A 17,807-nucleotide genomic window follows, 5' to 3' on the forward strand; every position below is an offset into this window, starting at 1 on the left:
CAGGGGAGAGATGACTATATGAACCAAAAATACAAGGTGGTCGGATATGTAGGCGATAAAGACTTGCCTGCTCTGACTAAGGAAGACCTGCTGAAGCTGACGCATATCAATATCGCTTTTGGAGAAGTCAAGGCCGACCGCATCAGTACGGCGAAGCTGAACAATCTGGCGTGCGTGGAGGAGCTTAAGCGCGAGAACCCCGAGTTGACGGTTTTGCTGTCTGTTGGCGGGTGGAGCTCCGGCGGCTTCTCGGAGGCAGCTTCGTCGGAAGCCGGCAGAAGTGCCATGGCGGAATCTGCGCGGCAGTTGTTAGCAGACTTTCCGCTCGACGGAATCGACCTGGACTGGGAGTACCCATGTTACGCTGAAGCAGGAATTGGGGCAAGCCCGAAAGACAAAACGAACTTCACGCTGCTGCTAAAGGAGCTCCGGGAAGCACTCGATCGCAAGGGCGAACAGGATGGACGCCACTATTTATTGACCATCGCGGCAGGTGCCGATCAATATTACATTGACGGTACCGAGATGGATAAAGTGCAGCAGTATTTGGACTACGTTCAGCTGATGACCTACGATATGCGCGGGGGATTTCAGGTCCTTACGGGACACCATACGAATTTGTATACACCTGCAGGTGATTTGTTCCGGATCAGTGTGGACGCTTCGGTCCGCATGTTTATGAATGCGGGTGTTCCTAAAGAGAAAATCGTTATTGGGGCAGCCTTCTACTCGCGTATGTGGAAGGGGACGCCGGACGTGAATCACGGTCTTTACCAAATGGCTGGCACCTCGGGTGGGTATGGACCGGATTTTACGGCGCTTGCGGCTGAGTATATTAACAAGAACGGGTACACCCGATACTGGGATGAGGATGCGAAAGCTCCATATCTGTTCGATGGCAGCACGTTTATTTCCTATGATGACGAGGAGTCGATTCGCTGCAAATGTGATTATGTTCTGGAGCGGGGACTGGCTGGAGTTATGTTCTGGGAATACGGCTGTGACTGGACCCATAAACTGCTTGAGTCGATTCATCAAGGCCTAGCTGCCGGTAGATAGAGACACAAAACAACACCTCATCAAAAAGAGCACCTATCAAAAAAAGACGACACTCATTCACGAGCTTCCGAATGAAATGTCGTCTTTTTGCTTGCCAAATCTGATCAAAAACCGACCCAAAATGCAGCATATGCAATAACAATAAGTTAATCCCGAGTAAATGCCCGGGCAAAACTTCTTTGCACACATACTATGAACAAGACCTATTACTTAATGCAGGGAGTTGAGGAGATGCCAGTTACACGAAGAGTAAGGGTGAACAGCGCTTCTAAAATCGATATTCTTATACCTGCTATAGAAAAGGATCTGGGGACCCTACCTTACGTAATTGATAACATTAGGCGTTATTTACAGCATCCTATCGGGCACATATTTATTGTTTCGCCTGCCAGCAACAAGATCAGAAAGCTCTGTTCCAGCAAAAACTGCGTTTTTGTGGATGAGCGAACCGTCCTTCCTATCACCAAAAAGGATATACACTATCAGTCGTCCCGTTGGAACCGATCAGGCTGGTTGTATCAGCAGCTGCTCAAAATGAATGGAGATCACATTGTGAAAGCACAGCATTTTCTAGTGATAGATGCCGACACTGTGCTGATTAAGCCCCATACATTTTTGAGTGATGGCAAAACGGTATTTTACTGCCGCGATTGGAGTCAGCCGGAATATTTCAACACTTACCACAAGCTGCTGGGGAAGAAAGCTCCGCGCCCCCGGTCTTTTGTCACCCATTATATGCTCTTTGAGAAATCGAAGCTGTCTGCTTTAAAAAAGAGAATCGAAGCAGTTCATCAGCTTCCGTGGTACAGGGCGATTATCCGAAGTATTAATATGAAGAAGCAGTTTGGTTTTTCCGAATATGAAACCTACGCCAATTATTTGTACAGCTTGAATCCGGGCCGCATGATTCTTAAAAGCTCCAGGAATAAAAGCTTGAATAACAAAGCTTCTTCTTTAAAAAACCATCAAATTCTTAAACTGGCACACAAATATCGGTCCCTTTCCTTCCATAAACGTAAAATCTATAGCCAAGCTCCTCGTGCCTAAGGAGGAATCATCCGTGCATATCATACTGCTCAGCGGCGGTGCTGGTAAAAGGCTCTGGCCGCTCTCGAACGAGCTTCGTTCCAAGCTGTTTATCAAGATTCTCCCCTCGCCCGCAGGTGGACTTGAATCGATGATCGGCAGAGTATGTCGCCAGCTTGAAAGCTTGCGCCTACTGGATTCAACCCTCATTATTTCACATCAGGAACAGGCTAACATCACAGCTCTCCATACCAAAGGTCTGACTCCGGTTATCGGGGAACCCTTTAAACGGGGAACTTTTACAGCGGCGGCCTTGGCGGCTTTATATTTGCAATCCTCCGGTATGGCTAAAGATGATGATACCATTTGTATAGCGCCAGCAGATGTGTTTGTAGGGGAGGATTTTTTCAGCAGCTTCAAACGACTACCAGATATTTTAGACGAGGCAGATGCCGATATAGCTTTACTTGGGACAAGGCCTACACATGCTTCAGACCAGTACGGATACGTCCTTCCTGTTGAATTTGAGCATCAGAATGGATATTCACCTGTCGCTCAATTCATAGAGAAACCGGAAATCAGAGTAGCTGAGACGCTGCTGCAGCGAGGGGCGCTATGGAATTGCGGAGTGTACGCTTTCTCGCTATCGTTTATGCTGTCCCAGATCAAAGAAGCCGGACTCCCCACTCATTATGATGAATTGCTTGCTAAATATGAACACCTGCCTGAACGCAGCTTTGATAAGCAGGTTGCAGAGCGAACGAAGCGGGCTGTCGTCCTTCCTTATCAAGGAGCATGGCAGGATATCGGGAGCTGGGAAGCTCTATCCGCCCAGTTGGATTCAAATGTATTCGGACAAGGCACAATATCCGGTCAATCCTCGAATTCCCACATCATTAACGAACTTACCCTTCCGCTCCATGTCATCGGAGTTCCGGATATTATCGCTGCAGCAAGCCCGGATGGCATTCTCATTGCGAACAAAAAGAATTCAAATAATATCAAAGACCAACTAGGCAGTCTGCCGCTGCAAGCCATGTACGGAGAAGCAACCTGGGGCAGCTATCGAGTCGTTGACAGGTTCACAACCGAGGAGGATGCAACCGTTACGGTTGTGAACGTTACGGTTCTTCCCGGCAAGAACATCGGGCTTCGTCAGCACCGCTCTGGACATAAAGCATGGACTGTGCTTACAGGCAGTGGTCAGGTGCTCATGGATGGACAGATCAAGCAGGTTACTTCGGGCATGCAGTTCGCAATGACCTTGGAGGTGGATGGCTTCTATTCTATCCTGGCTGAAACCCGGATGGTTGTCCTTGAAGTGCGAATTGACGGGCCGGAGGGTGAGGACCGTGTGATTTTTGAAGCAGAGGATTGGGAGAAGATTATAGAACGTGCCAAGCTCCAAACGTGATGAGCCGCTTGCTGTAACTGCATTTACTGCAGCTATTTCTGGGCAATATGTGTTTTTTTGGATTTTAGCTGCAAAATGTGCATTTAAATTGAGCCAATTTGAATTTTATGGGTTATTTTGCTCCTTTTAGATGCACTTTTTGCATTTAGCTCTCTCAGTTCGCTTAAAGACTTATTTGGATAATGACCGCCCGGTGGGGAACAGGCCGATCCATGACCGGACAGCCCTCACCGAGCGGTGATATCGTTATCCAGCGGCTTAGCCAGCAACGCAGCCCGCAAACTGCTCTGCGAACCAGTTCTCGTCCAGATTTCGGCCGATTACGACAAATTCGCTGCGCCGGGGCTCGTCCTGTTTCCAAGCACGATCAGGGTAAGAGCTAAACAGCATATGGATGCCTTGGAATACGACACGTTGTTTGACGCCCTTGATATTTAGCACGCCTTTATAGCGGAATGTATCCATGCCGTGCTCAACCAGCCAGGCTTGCAGGAAACGTTCGACTTTTTCAAGATCGAGAGGTCGCTCCTCACGGAAAAAGACGGACATCACTTCGTCGTCATGATCATGATCCTCTTCCTCCAGAAAGTCCGGATCCAGCTCCAGCTTCTTGTCCAAATCAAACGCACCGATACCGAGAATCCGGTCGATGTCGATATTCGACTGATGCGTCCGATACAGCTTGGCCGCCGGGTTCATCATATGTAGGCGATGCTCCAGCTTTTGAAGCTCCTCCTCAGTGACGAGGTCGGTTTTGTTCACTAGCAGAACGTCGGCAAAAGCGACTTGCTCCTGTGCTTCATGCCCATCGTCCAGGTGCTGCTCCGCATGCTTGGCATCAACGACGGTGACGATCGCATCCAGCTTAAAGGAATTCGCGATTTCTTCATCGAGGAAAAATGTCTGGGCTACCGGCGCGGGATCGGCTAGCCCGGTAGTTTCGATCAGCACGCGGTCGAAGTCAGCCGTACGGCCGCTGCTTTTTCCTAGTTTGGCGTCCATTAAATCATTTAAAATCCGCACGAGATCCCCCCGTACCGTACAGCAGATGCAGCCATTGTTCATCTCGAAAATCTCTTCGTCGGCTCCGACAACAAGTTGATTGTCGATACCGACCTCGCCGTATTCATTGACGATGACGGCGATTTTCTGACCATGGTTCGCTGTAAGTACATGGTTCAGTAGGGTGGTTTTGCCCGCACCGAGAAAACCGGTAAGTACCGTCACGGGAATGCGGGGATCAGCCTCAGGGATTGCTGACATAGGATATCACACTCCATGTAAATAGATAAAGTAGATGGTAAAAAACTGTCACTAAATCGTAAATATTACGATTTGATACTGATTATGAACTTTTTTCATCGATTTGTCAAAGGGTGTTCTAAAACGGGCACAGCAGGAATATGTATAAATAAGGGGCGGTTATACCCGCCCCTCTGTACAACCTTTCAACAGATGCTGCTTGTGGTAAGTCTTGCATTTACAATTTTCATAGAGCGGGCTCATTTTTTTGATGTAGCTGTAGCTGTCGTTGCCTGCTCTCCGTCTGAAAGCTCGTCAAGGTGATGAACCTCTTCAGAAAGGGTGCGTAAAGAAGCCTCCATTTTGTCTAGCTTTTCGCCTACGGTCTGCAGAACGTACTTGATCAAGATGAAGCAAAGCGTAACAGGAAACCCTACATTGGCAACCATTGACACAATATCCGTCACCTGCATGCTTATTACCTCCTTCGCTTATTGGGCCCTTCACTATATAGGGCAAATCCAAGGATACTTAAACAACCAATAATTAGAAAAAATGTTATAATAATCAGTACTTATAATAATTATGGTTGTAAATTGTTCCTCTGAATTTCCCTAAACATAGAAGATGAAAATGGAAGGGGGAGGTAGTTTTGAAAGAACAGCAAACCGTGTACGAGCAATATCGAAAGGAAGTTTATCGGATCGCCTGGAGGGTTCAATACAAAGCCAAAGCTGTAAGAAAGCGGGAGTGTTCATTCAATGGAGTCGAGCCAGCCGTAACCTGCTTCACCTCATCTTCTGATAACAAAATCGTTGTGAGACAGTTGATTAATGCCCTTCCCTCCTCGACGGGTAAAACGATCATTTACAAGCTATATCTGCAGGACAAAACAGAGGGGGAAGTGGCCCGTGAGCTGAATATGAGTCAGCAAGGGGTGAACAAATGGAAGCGAAAGATGATCAAAGAGTTGTCCCGGATGATGATGAGTTCCTGAATTTGCTCCATAAGGCTAAACAAAATGACGCGGAGTCGACGTTAAGGCTGATTGAGCTGTTTAAGGGTGACATTTTGCATATAAGCAAGTATATTCATATGGCCGAAGAAGATGCTGTTTCCGATATCATTCTGGAGTTTCTGGAGATGATTAAGGAGCAGAAGGATTAGTAGAGAAGTCCCCTGGGATCAGGGGACTTTTATATGGGTAAAGACATCGGCGTTATTAACATACGCTTACAAACTAAAGCGAGGTAATTATAATGACAAGACGATCAAAATATATATTTGGCGGTATAGGCGTTATACTTATGCTGGCAATTATTGTTGTGCTAAAGCTGTTTATTAATCCTATACCTCAAGAACACAGGAAACTTATCGAATCTCATGGATGGAGTATTGAAGGGATAAAAGAAAATCGAGTGAGTGTTCATCTCCCTATTCCATCAGAGGTAGAGGCTTCGTATCGAAATTTAGGCATTAATTTAGAGGTAGCGAAGAATGGAACTGAAATTTTTAGATCCAGGTATAAATTAAGAGAAGCTTGCTCCAAAGAGAAGATTGATGCGGTTGTATATTTCAATGATGTTAAAATATTGGGATCGTATTTTCTGCTGACTGAGCGTGACCCTGGTTATGCCCGAATGGAAAATATCGATGACTTCAGAAGAAATCATGGATGCCAATGAAATTAAAGGCTAGGCAACTGCCGAGCCCTTAATTTATCGGTGCCATCGTTACAAAGGCTTTGCCTGATGAAACAAGCTGTCCATGGCCTTTGATACATAGGACTCATTCGCCAGCTTCGATTGAACCTCTCTTTTCCAGACCGTTTGGTTATCGTCTAAGGTCTCCCATGCTGCGCCGTACCATTTCTCCACATCAGAGCGCTTCACTTTATAGGTCACATCCTCGAAGTAATAAATAACGGCTTCTAGGTTGTCGATATACCGGAAGGCAGCGGTAGCGCTGTAAATTAGACTTGTCTCCTCCTGCTGCTGTTTTTTTGTACTATAGGAGCCTTCCATATTTAACTGCACGGTTAGCGCATCCGAATCAAGCTTATACGTCTTTATAGGGCCTAACGGGAGCGAAGAAAAAACACCGGCGACTTTGGGGAAGCTGCCCATATACTTGGTTTTGGACTTTTCGGTCCGTTTGATGTCATGCGTCAGGGGACTTAACTGTTCATGGTTATACTGATCTTCTTGTGCTTTCATATGAGGAATGGCGGCCCCCTCTACCCAGCCAAATAAAAGCAGTCCGAATATCAACAGACCGATAATCCAAATATTTCGCATTTTCATTGCCCGAATTCCTCCGTTACAGCCTCGTGCTTCTGCATCAGTCGAACCGAGGCTTGAAGCATAAGCGGGATGAAGATGGTCAGAAAGGGCTTGGCAAACTTAATGCCTATTTGGGCGAATTGATAGGGGCCGTCTATTTTGATCTGACGGTTAAACCAAATGTTGCTTCCAAAATCAAGTGCCGCAAGCGCAAGTAAGAAGATAAGGATAAAAAGTCCCCAAACGAGCCAGCCCCATCGGGAAATCTGCTTGGCGTTCTTCAGATTGCGCTGCTTAGTATAATTCCAGGCTTCTTTTTTCCAAATACTCTTCAGGACCAGATAAATAATAGCGATGACCAGAACAACTGCCAGCAGCTGGTAGCTAAGCAGCGATTGATCAATGAGCCTCGTCGGAATCGTAAAAATCCAAAGTATGAGCGAATATAGTAACGCGGTTTGTACGAGCTCCAGACGATAGCGGCTTATGTAGATGTTCCGGTGATCGTCGATCAATCCATCCACACTGGTAAGGCTGGCTGTTGCCTGCCGGACTGCCTCATCATATTTCATACCGCTCGTCGTAAGATCCGCGACCTTGGCTTCAAGATTACCGAGGATTTCATCTTTCATCTCGCGAATTTGCGGGGTTAGCGTATATTTTGCGAACAAGCGATCCACATGCTTTTGCAATGGATTCATCATTATCCCTCCTGTTTCTCGATTAAGAGATCTATCAGCACACGCGCTGTCTTCCAGGCTGACAAACTGGTGCGGTAAGTGTCGGTCCCCGCAGGTGTAATCCGGTAATATTTGCGCCGCCCTCCCTGGCTTTCCTCACCCCAGTAGGACTCTATTAGGCGCTGCGACTCCAGCCGCTTGAGGCTGGTATATAGTGAAGGCTCCTTCAGCTCATACTGACCTTGACTAATACTGGAAATGGCCTTCATGATCTCGTATCCGTAATTATCCCCCTCCAGCAACACGCGAAGAATAATCGTATCGATATGGCCGCGAATCAAGTCACGGCTGATACTGCTGCTTTCATTCAAAGAATTCACCTCGTTATGTTCATGCATAAAGACAATTACAATGTACGCCATATTACTATGTGTGTCAATGTAATCTTGTTTTTACTATGTAACGGTAGTTCAGTACAAGCTTTCCCCAGGGGCTATAATAGAATAAGATAAACATTGCATATCTTTATAGTTATGAACGAGAATAGGACGGGTGGAGAAGAAATGTCAAAATTCATGGATGCACTTTCCGCCATTGGATATAAAAATATATTAGTCGCTATATTGATCGCTGTGGTGGGCGCAGCTACGGCTATTTATATGTTTCGCGAGGTGCTACGCGCTCTTCATCCGGCTCAGAACGCCCGTCCAAACGGTAAACAGGGCAGCGCCATGGGGCAAACTTCCAATGGTTGCCGCCCGGATGCGGTGATTTTAACCTCTAAGCTAAGTGACCTAAGCAACGCCGAATTCGACCGTTTGCTTGAGCTCTATTTTAGGGACCAGGCTCAAGCTGCAGATGGTGGCAGTACTGATGGAGTCGATATGGTGATCATAGACCGTTACTGGCACAAGGAAGCGATTGAACAGAAGCTGTTGGCATGGGGGAAATGGAAACCTGCCCCTGAAAGGAAAAAGTGAAGATTCGGCGAAAGAAAATGGCCTATAACATGATCGGTACAGCTTAGCCAGTTTTAAAAGGGGCATTTTTCTGTTATTATTATATATAAAGTTGTAATAAAACGGAGGTGTTTGTCATAAAAGTTCTGCAACTATCTATGGATGAAGCGGTTGAAATTAGCAAAGTGATTGCTAACGAACACCGTATGAACATCTTGAAAATATTAAGCACGGGTCCACATAACGTAAATGAACTTTCGGAAAAGCTGGGCCTACCATTCTCCACGACGGCCGTTAATGTCAAGAAGCTGGAGGATGTAAATCTTATTGTTACTGAACTGGTGCCTGGGCGGGGAACACAGAAGGTGAACTCCAAAAATTACGACCGGATTATTATAGATTTGTTCTCAAGTGATACGGCACAGGATAAAAACGTCATTACGATCGACATGCCAATCGGAGAATACGTGGACTGTCAAGCAGAACCAAGCTGCGGACTGGTTAGTGAAACCGACTATATCGGCATTCAAGACGATCCGCGGTCCTTCTATGAGCCAAGAAGAAGGGAAGCACAGCTGCTATACTTCCGGGTTGGCTACGTGGAGTATCGCTATCCCAACCGGATTCCATACGGGAACACTGCCACGGAAATTCAGTTCAGCGCGGAGCTTTGCTCGGAAGCGCCCTATCACAAGCTGGATTGGCCATCGGACATTACGGTCTATGTGAATGACAAGGAAATAGGCACATGGACATCACCGGGCGATTTTGGGGGGGAACGGGGGTTCAATACTCCGGAGTGGTGGCAAATCTATTTCACGCAGTATGGACTGCTGAAGCATTGGAAAATTAACGCCGAGGGCTGCTTTATTGATGGGGTCAAGTTTTCCGATGTGACCATAGGTGACCTAAATCTGAACGAACGGCCGTTCATTTCCTTGCGGTTTGAGGTCAAAAAGGATGCGGTTAATGCCGGGGGGCTCAACTTATTCGGCACGAACTTCGGAAATTATCGGCAGGGTATCATCATGAATGTGTACTATTGATGTTTTTGTTACAATAAAACATATGACAAAACACAGGAGAGTCTCCTTTTCTCGCTGGTTTTGTCTTTTTTTTGCTGTAAATTCACCGAAAAATGGCTAGTCTTACGTTTAAAAAACATTTTTTTATTTTTTATTACGAATTATATTGATATATAACAAATAAAGGAGTTATAATAAACCTGTCAATAAAATCTTTTGTATAAGGAGGATAAGCTAGATGAAGAAAGCTATGTCGCTTGTGGTTCTTGTACTCATGGTTTTTGCTTTAGCAATGAGCGGATGTTCAGGGGGGAACAATTCGGCACAGAAAAATGAAGGCGCTTCCAAAGATGGTGGTGGAACGACCAGCAGCACTGCCGGAAGCAACACAGGCAGCAAAGATGTGATCAAACTGAATTACTGGGTGCCTTTTAGCGGTTCAGATGGGGAATACATGGAGAGCATGGTGAAGAAATTCAATGAATCGCAAAAAGAAATCCAAGTCGAGTTCATGAACAACAACTGGGAAAATTACTATCCGAAGCTCCTGTCCTCGCTTGCATCAAACTCCGCACCGGATGTCGCGGTATCTCACGTCTCTCACCTGGCTGAACTAATTCCTACCGGCATGCTTGAGCCGCTTGACGATTTGGCCAAACAAGCCGGTCTCGATTGGTCTACCTATGGGAAAAATCAAGAAACTTCCGTCATCCGAGATGGCCAGCATATTGCCGTTCCGCTGGATACTCACGCACTAATTATGTTCTATAACAAAAAATATCTCGGAGATGCAGGTCTGCTGAATGCAGATGGAACCATCAAGATGGAACCCGGGGCAGAAGGCTTCACGAAAATGCTGGAAACGTTGAAGCAAAAACTTCCGTCCGATGTCTCGCCAATGGTTATTGGGACGAACAACGTCTTTACGTATTGGACTTGGTACGCCCTTGTACAGCAGCAAGGCGGAACTTATATGAAGGATGGTAAACCGACCATCGATACGCCTGAAGGCAAAACGGCGATGAATTTGCTGAAGAGCTGGATCGATAAAGGGCTGATGCTGCCTGATATCGGAGACAACAGCTATGATATGTTTAAAACTTCGAAAGCCGCCGTCACTTTTACGGGCGTTTGGGCAACCGGCAACTTTGAAAGTGAAAAATCGTTGGACGCGGTAGCAGCTCCGTTCCCGCAGATCTATTCTCAGCCTGCCACTTGGGGTGATTCGCATACGATCATCGTTCCGAAGCAGGACAATAAGGATAAGGAACTAGCGGCTGTTAAATTTGCCAACTGGTTGGCAGACAACGGCGTGATGTGGGCAAAAGCGGGCCACGTTCCATCGAAGCCGGCCGTACTGGAGTCGGCAGAGTTTAAGGCGATGCCTTATCGCTCAGGTTATGCCACCAAGGTTATGGCCGACGTGAAATACATGCCTGATACGCCAAAGCTTAGCGCTGTCAATGATACGGTTCTTGAGTCACTAGTGGAAATCAACTACGGTCACAAATCTGTAGATGAAGGATTGGCTGATGCACAGAAAAATGCTGAAAAAGTGATGAGCCGATAATCTAGCAAGTGGGGAGGATACTGGGTATTCATGCGGATATCCAGTATCTTCGCTCCATTTGAAGGAGTGAGATCAATTTTGAGATCCGGAAGCCATAGCTTTAAAAAATACTTGACTGCGCTGGCCTTTTTAGCCCCTTTTCTGCTGCTCTATCTATCGTTTTGGATATACCCGATCATTAAGGGATTTCTGACGAGCCTGACCTCCGGCAGCTTGGGAGCCAAGAAAACCTTCATAGGGCTGGATAATTACCGGTACATGCTGAGTGATGACAAGTTCTGGAGCGCATTTTGGAACACGCTTTATTTTATCTTGATTTCGACTCCATCCATCGTCATCCTGGGTCTTGCCATGGCGATATTGATCAATATGAAGTTGAGGGGCAGAACCCTTCTTAGAACCATCTATTTCATGCCTTACATGCTCTCCGTATCTGTTGTAGGGAGTATATGGGTGTTTATTTTGCAGTCCAGAACCGGACTGATTGCGGAAACGTTAAATTCATTAGGAACGACGATGAAAATTTCCTGGTTCGGCAGCTGGGGGATGGGGTGGTTATCCATCCTGATCGCTACGCTGTGGTGGACGGTCGGATTCAACATGATCCTTTTTCTGGCCGGACTGCAGGAAATTCCGGAAGATTTATATGAAGCAGCATCTATTGATGGTGCGGGCCGCTGGGCACAATTTCGTTTTATTACCATGCCTTCGCTGAGGGGAGTAACGGCACTGGTTATTCTTCTGCAGACGATTGCCTCCTTTAAACTATTTGGTCAAACCTGGCTCATTACCAAGGGCGGCCCGGGTACGTCTACGACACCTCTAGTCCACTACATTTACCAAATTGCCTTTCGCCAGTGGGATACGGGCTACGCCGCAGCGGTATCTTTCATCCTGTTTTTCCTGATTGCGATCGTTTCCTTGATTCAATACAAACTGATGATGAGTAGAAACCATTAAAGAGGTGATAAAAAGCATGGGTCACGTAAAACGAATCATTGACGCTAATTTTTGGGCTTATCTGATCGGGTATGCTTTAGCCCTCATTATGGTCGCTCCATTGCTTTGGATGATCATTGCTGCATTTAAGCAGCCTGGGTCAACGGTCACTGTGCTGGGGGAACTGTTTACGACGAAATTTTCGCTCGATAGCTTTATTCAAGTGTTAAAACCGGACGGAACCGCAATGATGTGGAGATGGACCTTAAACAGTGTCATTGTAGGGATTGTACAGACAGGCGTTACAGTATTATTCAGCTCGTGGGCCGCTTTTGCCGTGTCCAGAATCGATTTTAAGGGAAAGACGTTTGTATTTGCTCTCATCTTGGCGGGGATGATGGTCCCCGTTGAATCGATTGTTGTTCCTTTGTTTGATATGATCAAGGGCTTGGGCTGGACGAACAGCTACAATGCTTTGATTTGGCCTGGCATGATGCTGCCGCTCGCCTTCCTTATTCTGAAGCAATTTATCGACCAACTTCCGAACGAACTGCTTGAGGCGGCAAAAATAGACGGTGCGAATATGTTCACAATCTGGTGGAGAATGATTTGGCCGTTATCTACTAGTTCGATGGCAGCGGTGAGTATATTCATTTTTATCCAGTCGTGGAACAACCTGCTCTGGCCATTGCTCGTCGCTCAGAAAACGTCTATGATGACGCTTCCTGTAGGGATTCCTACATTCCAAAGTATTTTTGCCACAGATCTGGCCGTGCCAATGGCCTCAAATGTTCTTGCGAGCATTCCTGCGATTCTCGTCTTCCTGTTGTTCCAGCGGCACATTATTAAAGGGATTTCAATGACAGGGATCAAGTAATGGAGGAGAAGGATATGAGAGAGAAACATGGCTTAAACGGATGGTGGAAGTTTCAAGTTGACCCTAAGGATCAAGGAGAAAGAGAAGCTTGGTACAAGAATGGACTGGCCGAAGTGCGGCAGGTAGAAGTTCCTCATATCTGGCAGCGTGAGGAGGAATATGTGCAATATTGCGGAACCGGATGGTATGAGAAGCAATTTGCCCCTATGGAGATACCACCGGGTAAGCATGTGTATTTGTGCTTTGGAGCGGTGGATTTTCAAGCCAGAGTATGGCTGAACGGCAGTTTTATCGGTGAGCATGAGGGCGGCTTTACCCCTTTTGAATTTGATGTGACGACTTACATGAATAAAGGAGATATGAATCGTCTGACGGTTCGGGTGTTTGATCCACAGGATAATGCGGAAATTCCGATTGGCAAGCAGGGCAGTTGGTACACGCGCATTAGCGGGATTTGGCAGGACGTTGCTCTGGAGCTGCGTTCGGAATGTTTTATCCGGCATGTTCATATTTTACCGAATATTGATGAAGGGCACGTGGAAACGCGACTTGTACTATCTGCCGACCCTCGGGAAGCCTTAACCATAGAGTACGCGGTAATGGATCATGGAAATCCGCAGCATAAGCAGCCCATTATACACGAAGTGATAAGCGGGGCTGAAAGGAAAGCGCAGCATATCATTCCTATTCAGGATGAGATTCTTTGGACTCCTGAGCATCCTCATCTTTATGACTTGATCGCGACAGTCAGGGATGAGGGCGGTGCGGTCATTGATGAAATCAGCACATATTTTGGCATGAGAAAGATAGAGTATAAGGACGGAGAGCTGCTGCTCAATAACAGACCTCTTTATATAAGGGGGGCGCTCGATCAAGGGTTTTACCCGGATACGATTTACACCGCACCATCGGAGGAATGGATTCAGAAGGAAATTAGCTTAGCCAAGCAAATGGGGTTTAACCTGCTGCGCAAGCATATCAAGGTGGAAATTCCCAGCTATCTTTACTGGGCCGATCGTATGGGGATGCTGATTTGGGCGGAAACCCCGAATGTGGTGAAATGGTCCGAGCAAAGCAGACAAAGATTTCATAACGAGCTTGTGGGTATGATCGACCGCGACTTCAATCACCCTTCGATTGTCATCTGGTCTTTGTATAACGAAGAATGGGGTCTCGAATGGGACTTGGCCAATGATACCGAGAAGCAGGAGCATGTGAAGAAGTTGTATGACGAGATCAAGCAGCTTGACCCAACGCGGCTCATTTGCGATAACTCCGGCTGGATTCATGTGAAGACGGACATTAACGACTACCACCGTTATTTCGTACTTCCCGAGCAGGCGGAGGAATGGAAGTCCGACATTGACGATTATATGGTTGGCAATCCCGAAAAAAACTTTGTTGCAGGCCACGAGCCGCAGGGTCAGCCGATCATCGTCTCCGAGTTTGGCGTATGGGGTTTACCCAGCCTTCAAAAAATGTTCGAGTACTATGGCGGAATGCCTTCATGGTTTCAAAATTTGGGCGATGACACACACCGTGAAGATTTCAAGAGCCCACTCATGGCACTGGCTAATTTTGAGAAGTATCAATTGAAACGAATATTCGGAGATTTTGAACAATTGTCAATCTGCTCTCAGCGGAGAATGCTCCGGGCTGTCAAACAGTTGATTGAAGAGATGCGCAAGCGTCCGCAAATTAGCGGTTACGTCGTGACCGAATTTACGGATATCGAATGGGAAACCAACGGTTGGATGGATTATAATCGTAACTTAAAAGCCGGGTTTGACCGAGCGTCGAATTTTAACGGAAGCCTGATCGTTATGGCGGATCAAGTGAAGCGGAACCTCTGGTCTGGAGAGGAGCAGGCTTGGGATGCGGTCATCGTCAATAATGACTTACGAAATTTAGATGGGGTACTGCATTGGAAAATTGCAAATACAGATGTACGGGGCAGCATCGCAATTCATGAGGGTGAGAAGGGCTTTGTCAGACTGACGGATGCTATTAAATTTGCTGTTCCTCCGGTGCCGAAGGCTTCATTTTTCACTTTAAAGCTAACATTGGAGTTAGACGGCGAAGTGGTCGCTTCGAACGAGGAGGAATTGACGCTCACGCCGAAAGTTCAAATGCCTCCGCTCCTCGTATGTGCGTATGGGATGGACAGCCGGTTCAAATCCTCCCTTGAGACCAATGGGCTAATCGTGGTGGATCAGCTTGAAGCCCCGGCGTTGGTCATTACTTCGCGGCTGGATGATACGGTGCTGGATTATTACCGGAACGGCGGACATGTCCTGTTTCTTGCGGAGGAAGGCGATTCTCTTCCTGAGAAAGGACAGTTTACGTTTCGGGAGCTTACTGAGGGTGAAAGTTGGGATCGAACATCTTCATTTAATTACGTGGATTCGAGTTATTTCGATGACCTTCCGGTGCATCCTGAAATGGGCTGGGAAATGGAAGGGCTATTCCCGGAGTACATCGTGCCTTTAAGCAATTATAATAAGCTGGGCGGGACGGTAGGCCGGGTCGTCTATATGTTCGGGAATGAAGGCATTGTGGAGACTAGTCAGGTGATTTCGGGGTATTTTCAAGGGTGGATCGGACAGGCCGGAGCATCTATGCTCATCCAAAGAAGCGCAGAAGGTAGTCTTACCCTAACGACCTGGAAGCTGAAGGATCATTATGGAAAACATCCGATCGCTACACAGGTGATTCATTCATTGATTGCGAAGTGTACGGTGAAAGAAGAGGCTTGAATTAGAGATAAATAGTAAGTTTACGCCCCTTGGATAGGGGGAATGGAGGCCTGGACATGAAGTCCGGGCCTTTTGTATGCGTGGAGGATTCGGTTTGTGCTCATGGTAGGAACATAGGTACAAAAAATGGCCTTATTTTGAGAAAAACGAGCATTTACGGATAAATAAGGGAATTTTATGTACCTATTTTTTGATAATAGCGGCAAAATGGTTATTTTTTCGGCTCCAGTAACGAAATAAGACCAAAAAATTCCCTTATTTTATTCAAAAGGGCTCAAAAGTGAGAAATAGGGCCAAAAAATTCCCTTATTTTCGCGGCAGTCCGGGGCTATTAGCAAAGATACAAGAATAGATCAAATTGGCAGCGCATACAAGAAAGATGAGACCTTTTTCTAAAAAATCGAAGGGGATGTAAGCGATGAAAAAAGGAGCCAGACGTCTTTCGCTGCTGCTGGTGTGCTGTTTAACCTTCATCATGGCGCTTAGCGCTTGCGGCGGTGGCAATAACGCGGCAAATCCGGAGCCCAAGGCCGCTGAAACTAATCAGCAAAAGGCAAACACAGACGAGAGTCAACCGACCAAAGAAAACAGCACAAAGTCGGAAACTGCAACCGGGTCACCGCTGGAGCTGGCGCTAAAAGGGGAGTACAAAGGCACCAAGGTGACGATGTTCGGACCGTTTTCGGATGCCGACCAAGTCAAGTTCGAAAACAGCATTAAAGATTTTGAAAGCAAGACAGGGATTGATATCCAGTACGAGGGCTCCAAAGAATTTGAGGCGACGATCAACATCCGGGTGGATGGCGGGAACGCGCCGGACATTGCAGACTTTCCGCAGCCAGGACTGCTCGCCTCGGTGGCTAAAACCGGGAAGGTCATCGATTTAACGAAAATCTTGGATCAGGCCAAGCTGAAGGCGAATTACAACCAAAGCTGGCTCGACATGGCGACGATGGACGGAAAAGGCGGAAAAATCATGGCTGGCGTCTGGAACCGCAGCAACGTCAAGAGCCTTGTGTGGTATCCGAAAAAAGCCTTTGAGGAGGCCGGATATAAGGTTCCGCAAACCTGGGAAGAACTCATGGCCCTGACGGAGCAAATTGCCAAAGACGGCGATGCGGCTTGGGGCATCGGGATCGAAAGTGGGGCGGCGACCGGCTGGACGGCTACGGACTGGATTGAAGACATTATGCTTCGAACGACCTCCCCCGAAAACTACGATAAATGGGTGAAAGGGGAGCTGCCGTTTACGTCTCCGGAAGTAAAGCATGCCGTAGAAGTCATGTCAAAAATCTGGATGAACCCGGATTATGTTTACGGAGGCACGAAGTCGATTGTAACCACCGCTTTTGGCGATGCTCCGGCTCCGATGTTTGAAAATCCGCCGAAGGTTTGGCTGCACCGCCAAGCCAATTTCATCACGAGCTTCTTCCCGGAAACCGCCAAGGTGGGCGAGGATTACGATTGGTTCTACTTGCCGCCGATCGACGAAAAGTATGGCAAACCCGTCTTGGTAGCTGGTGATATCTACGCGATGTTTAACGACCGGCCGGAGGTTCGCGCCGTCATAGAGTTTTTCTCGACCGGAGAATCGATCAAAACCTGGGTGCAGTCCGGCGGCGTGATTGCGCCGATGAAGGACGCTTCCCTCGACTGGTACACGACCGATGCCGACCGGCGGATGGCGAAACTCGTGCAGGATGCCTCGACGCTCCGCTTCGACGGCTCCGATCTGATGCCCGGTAAAGTCGGCGCCGGCACGTTCTGGAAGGGCATGACCGACTATGTTAGTGGAACTGCTAACTTAGATCAGGCTCTGAAGCAAATTCAAGCCGGCTGGAACAATTAAAGCAAGCAAAGGTCATGCAGCTGGGTAAAAAGTAAACCGCACAAGTTTTTTGGGGGGGGGGTGAGCCGATGCAAGCCAAAGGCAAGCGGCCCCTTTTTTTACATTGTACGTACACCACTTTCTATGAAG

Annotated in this window: 18 protein-coding genes; 13 read left to right on the forward strand and 5 right to left on the reverse strand. The window is 47.1% G+C overall.

The features are described 5' to 3' along the window. Positions 1–18: 18 nt before the first annotated feature. The 3 genes from ACFQ3W_RS01675 to ACFQ3W_RS01685 all read left to right on the forward strand — a co-directional run bounded on the left by ACFQ3W_RS01675 (position 19) and on the right by ACFQ3W_RS01685 (position 3,499). On the forward strand, positions 19–1,059 hold the full coding sequence (locus ACFQ3W_RS01675; RefSeq protein WP_379315963.1) for a glycoside hydrolase family 18 protein: 1,041 nt from the start codon (positions 19–21) through the stop codon (positions 1,057–1,059). Between the two features lie 231 nt (positions 1,060–1,290). Continuing rightward, positions 1,291–2,106 (forward strand): DUF6492 family protein, encoded by an 816-nt coding sequence (locus ACFQ3W_RS01680; protein ID WP_379315965.1) that lies wholly within the window; start codon positions 1,291–1,293, stop codon positions 2,104–2,106. Positions 2,107–2,119: 13 nt separating this feature from the next. After that, entirely contained in the window at positions 2,120–3,499 is a 1,380-nt protein-coding gene (locus ACFQ3W_RS01685) for a sugar phosphate nucleotidyltransferase (RefSeq protein WP_379315967.1), read from the forward strand. 258 nt (positions 3,500–3,757) lie between these two features. Here ACFQ3W_RS01685 and ACFQ3W_RS01690 read toward each other — a convergent pair whose 3' ends face one another. Together ACFQ3W_RS01690 and ACFQ3W_RS01695 are read right to left on the reverse strand one after the other, a co-directional pair. Next, positions 3,758–4,762 (reverse strand): CobW family GTP-binding protein, encoded by a 1,005-nt coding sequence (locus tag ACFQ3W_RS01690; RefSeq protein WP_379315969.1) that lies wholly within the window; start codon positions 4,760–4,762, stop codon positions 3,758–3,760. A 239-nt stretch (positions 4,763–5,001) separates the two neighbouring features. Beyond that, positions 5,002–5,214, reverse strand: coding sequence for a hypothetical protein (locus tag ACFQ3W_RS01695; protein ID WP_379315971.1), 213 nt, complete (start codon positions 5,212–5,214; stop codon positions 5,002–5,004). A gap of 179 nt (positions 5,215–5,393) precedes the next feature. Here ACFQ3W_RS01695 and ACFQ3W_RS01700 point away from each other — a divergent pair, with 179 nt between their 5' ends. From ACFQ3W_RS01700 to ACFQ3W_RS01710, 3 genes are all read left to right on the forward strand, one after another. After that, positions 5,394–5,738 (forward strand): sigma-70 family RNA polymerase sigma factor, encoded by a 345-nt coding sequence (locus ACFQ3W_RS01700; RefSeq protein WP_379315973.1) that lies wholly within the window; start codon positions 5,394–5,396, stop codon positions 5,736–5,738. Next, positions 5,687–5,908: a hypothetical protein gene (locus ACFQ3W_RS01705; RefSeq protein ID WP_379315975.1), complete on the forward strand. Its 222-nt coding sequence runs from the start codon at positions 5,687–5,689 to the stop codon at positions 5,906–5,908. The genes ACFQ3W_RS01700 and ACFQ3W_RS01705 overlap by 52 nt, the downstream gene beginning before the upstream one ends. A gap of 92 nt (positions 5,909–6,000) precedes the next feature. Further along, a complete protein-coding gene (locus ACFQ3W_RS01710) occupies positions 6,001–6,426 on the forward strand; it encodes a hypothetical protein (protein ID WP_379315977.1) in 426 nt (141 codons plus the stop codon). A gap of 48 nt (positions 6,427–6,474) precedes the next feature. Here the strand turns inward: ACFQ3W_RS01710 and ACFQ3W_RS01715 are convergent, their stop codons facing one another. From ACFQ3W_RS01715 to ACFQ3W_RS01725, 3 genes are read right to left on the reverse strand one after another with little or no spacing between them, the layout of a single operon-like run. Next, positions 6,475–7,044 (reverse strand): DUF4825 domain-containing protein, encoded by a 570-nt coding sequence (locus tag ACFQ3W_RS01715; protein ID WP_379315979.1) that lies wholly within the window; start codon positions 7,042–7,044, stop codon positions 6,475–6,477. Continuing rightward, complete coding sequence (locus ACFQ3W_RS01720) at positions 7,041–7,727, reverse strand: permease prefix domain 1-containing protein (RefSeq protein WP_379315981.1); 687 nt, start codon at positions 7,725–7,727, stop codon at positions 7,041–7,043. Before ACFQ3W_RS01720 ends, ACFQ3W_RS01715 begins: the two co-directional genes overlap by 4 nt. Further along, on the reverse strand, positions 7,727–8,101 hold the full coding sequence (locus ACFQ3W_RS01725) for a PadR family transcriptional regulator (protein ID WP_379316365.1): 375 nt from the start codon (positions 8,099–8,101) through the stop codon (positions 7,727–7,729). Before ACFQ3W_RS01725 ends, ACFQ3W_RS01720 begins: the two co-directional genes overlap by 1 nt. 165 nt (positions 8,102–8,266) lie before the next feature. On the opposite strand from ACFQ3W_RS01725, the gene ACFQ3W_RS01730 reads away from it, so the two are divergent. The 7 genes from ACFQ3W_RS01730 (at position 8,267) to ACFQ3W_RS01760 (ending at position 17,678) form a co-directional block, all read left to right on the forward strand. Further along, a complete protein-coding gene (locus ACFQ3W_RS01730; RefSeq protein ID WP_379315983.1) occupies positions 8,267–8,683 on the forward strand; it encodes a hypothetical protein in 417 nt (138 codons plus the stop codon). Positions 8,684–8,820: 137 nt separating this feature from the next. Then, entirely contained in the window at positions 8,821–9,708 is an 888-nt protein-coding gene (locus ACFQ3W_RS01735; RefSeq protein WP_379315985.1) for an ArsR/SmtB family transcription factor, read from the forward strand. Positions 9,709–9,925: 217 nt separating this feature from the next. Then, positions 9,926–11,257, forward strand: coding sequence for an ABC transporter substrate-binding protein (locus ACFQ3W_RS01740; protein WP_379315987.1), 1,332 nt, complete (start codon positions 9,926–9,928; stop codon positions 11,255–11,257). Between the two features lie 78 nt (positions 11,258–11,335). Beyond that, on the forward strand, positions 11,336–12,217 hold the full coding sequence (locus ACFQ3W_RS01745) for a carbohydrate ABC transporter permease (protein WP_379315989.1): 882 nt from the start codon (positions 11,336–11,338) through the stop codon (positions 12,215–12,217). A 16-nt stretch (positions 12,218–12,233) separates the two neighbouring features. Further along, positions 12,234–13,073 (forward strand): carbohydrate ABC transporter permease, encoded by an 840-nt coding sequence (locus tag ACFQ3W_RS01750; RefSeq protein ID WP_379315990.1) that lies wholly within the window; start codon positions 12,234–12,236, stop codon positions 13,071–13,073. A gap of 14 nt (positions 13,074–13,087) precedes the next feature. Then, positions 13,088–15,829 (forward strand): glycoside hydrolase family 2 protein, encoded by a 2,742-nt coding sequence (locus ACFQ3W_RS01755; protein ID WP_379315992.1) that lies wholly within the window; start codon positions 13,088–13,090, stop codon positions 15,827–15,829. Positions 15,830–16,247: 418 nt separating this feature from the next. Beyond that, entirely contained in the window at positions 16,248–17,678 is a 1,431-nt protein-coding gene (locus ACFQ3W_RS01760; RefSeq protein ID WP_379315994.1) for an ABC transporter substrate-binding protein, read from the forward strand. The last annotated feature ends 129 nt before the right edge of the window (positions 17,679–17,807 follow it).

This window comes from Paenibacillus puldeungensis, assembly GCF_042678945.1.
GTDB classification, from domain to species: domain Bacteria; phylum Bacillota; class Bacilli; order Paenibacillales; family Paenibacillaceae; genus Fontibacillus; species Fontibacillus puldeungensis.

Coding starts and splice junctions, on each gene's coding strand:
- ACFQ3W_RS01675 (WP_379315963.1), top strand. CDS start 19: ATGAACCAAAAATACAAGGTGGTCGGATATGTAGGCGATAAAGACTTG.
- ACFQ3W_RS01680 (WP_379315965.1), top strand. CDS start 1,291: ATGCCAGTTACACGAAGAGTAAGGGTGAACAGCGCTTCTAAAATCGAT.
- ACFQ3W_RS01690 (WP_379315969.1), bottom strand. CDS start 4,762: ATGTCAGCAATCCCTGAGGCTGATCCCCGCATTCCCGTGACGGTACTT.
- ACFQ3W_RS01695 (WP_379315971.1), bottom strand. CDS start 5,214: ATGCAGGTGACGGATATTGTGTCAATGGTTGCCAATGTAGGGTTTCCT.
- ACFQ3W_RS01705 (WP_379315975.1), top strand. CDS start 5,687: ATGGAAGCGAAAGATGATCAAAGAGTTGTCCCGGATGATGATGAGTTC.
- ACFQ3W_RS01710 (WP_379315977.1), top strand. CDS start 6,001: ATGACAAGACGATCAAAATATATATTTGGCGGTATAGGCGTTATACTT.
- ACFQ3W_RS01715 (WP_379315979.1), bottom strand. CDS start 7,044: ATGAAAATGCGAAATATTTGGATTATCGGTCTGTTGATATTCGGACTG.
- ACFQ3W_RS01720 (WP_379315981.1), bottom strand. CDS start 7,727: ATGATGAATCCATTGCAAAAGCATGTGGATCGCTTGTTCGCAAAATAT.
- ACFQ3W_RS01725 (WP_379316365.1), bottom strand. CDS start 8,101: ATGCATGAACATAACGAGGTGAATTCTTTGAATGAAAGCAGCAGTATC.
- ACFQ3W_RS01730 (WP_379315983.1), top strand. CDS start 8,267: ATGTCAAAATTCATGGATGCACTTTCCGCCATTGGATATAAAAATATA.
- ACFQ3W_RS01735 (WP_379315985.1), top strand. CDS start 8,821: ATGGATGAAGCGGTTGAAATTAGCAAAGTGATTGCTAACGAACACCGT.
- ACFQ3W_RS01740 (WP_379315987.1), top strand. CDS start 9,926: ATGAAGAAAGCTATGTCGCTTGTGGTTCTTGTACTCATGGTTTTTGCT.
- ACFQ3W_RS01750 (WP_379315990.1), top strand. CDS start 12,234: ATGGGTCACGTAAAACGAATCATTGACGCTAATTTTTGGGCTTATCTG.
- ACFQ3W_RS01755 (WP_379315992.1), top strand. CDS start 13,088: ATGAGAGAGAAACATGGCTTAAACGGATGGTGGAAGTTTCAAGTTGAC.
- ACFQ3W_RS01760 (WP_379315994.1), top strand. CDS start 16,248: ATGAAAAAAGGAGCCAGACGTCTTTCGCTGCTGCTGGTGTGCTGTTTA.